We start from the raw sequence: 942 nt of genomic DNA, 5'->3' as shown, positions 1-942 counted from the left end.
GGCATTTCGATCACGCGGCTTGATCTTGATGCGTCAGATCTTCGCGCGGCGTCGGTGCGCGCAAGATCGTCGGCGGCGGCGCGTCGAATGCTGGTGCTGGCGGCGGTGCTGGAGGGCCATAGTCGCACGGAGGCGGCTCGTCTGGCAGGCATGGAGCGCCAGACGCTGTGAGACTGGGTACATCGCCACAACGAGCAGGGCCTCGAGGGACTGTACGACCGTCGTGGCATGAACAAGGCCCGCGAACTGGGCGCCGCACAGGAGGCGGAGTTCGCAGCCCTGGTGGAGGCCGGCCCTGGTCTGGCGCGCGATGGGGTGGCCCGCTGGTGGCTGGTCGACCTGTGCGGGGTGATCAGCACACGCTACGGCGTGAGCCATCACCTCGCGACAGTGTCTAGGCTGTTGCAGCGGCTCGGGCTGCGCCGGCTCTCGGTGCGGCCGCACCATCCGAAGCATGGTATTGCCGAGCAGTCGGCGCAAAAAAAGAGGACGTCGCGACGCTGGCAGCGGCCGCGCTCCGGCCCAGCGCTGGCGGACGGCCGCTCGAAATCTGCTTCCAGGATGAGGCCAGGGTCGGTCAGCAAGGCACCCTGACGCGGATCTGGGCCCGGCGCGGCGGCCGGCCTGAGCGGCCGCGCGACGTCCGCTACACCTCAGCCTGGCTATTCGGGGCGATCTGCCCGAGCCGGGGCGTAGGCGCGGCTCTTGTCCTGCCGGAAGCGAACACTGACGCAATGAACCGCCATCTGGCCGAGATCGGCCAGGCCATCGCTCCGGGCGCCCATGGGCCGCTCGTGTCGGATCAGGCGCGCTGGCACACCACGGGCGCGCTGGTGCTGCCCGACAATATGAGCCTGCTGCATCTGCCGCCGGTCTCGCCGGAACTCAACCCCGTCGTGAACGTCTGGGAATTCCTGCGAGCCAACCGCCTGCCGTTCCAGA

General features: G+C 69.0%; 1 protein-coding gene and 1 pseudogene. Both read left to right on the top strand.

All coding sequences use genetic code 11. From position 1 onward, the window contains the following. Nucleotides 1–186: 186 nt before the first annotated feature. Nucleotides 187–594, top strand: a pseudogene (locus tag IEY36_RS30395) (winged helix-turn-helix domain-containing protein); the annotation flags it as partial. Continuing rightward, nucleotides 501–942: transposase (locus IEY36_RS30390; RefSeq protein WP_188974073.1), on the top strand; the 442-nt coding region annotated here is incomplete at its 3' end. The pseudogene IEY36_RS30395 and the gene IEY36_RS30390, both read left to right, overlap by 94 nt.

Origin of the sequence: Neoroseomonas lacus (genome assembly GCF_014644535.1) — a bacterium.
Classification (GTDB): domain Bacteria; phylum Pseudomonadota; class Alphaproteobacteria; order Acetobacterales; family Acetobacteraceae; genus Neoroseomonas; species Neoroseomonas lacus.
Note: the sequence above shows the minus strand (reverse complement) of the source record. Positions and strands in the feature narration are given on the sequence as shown.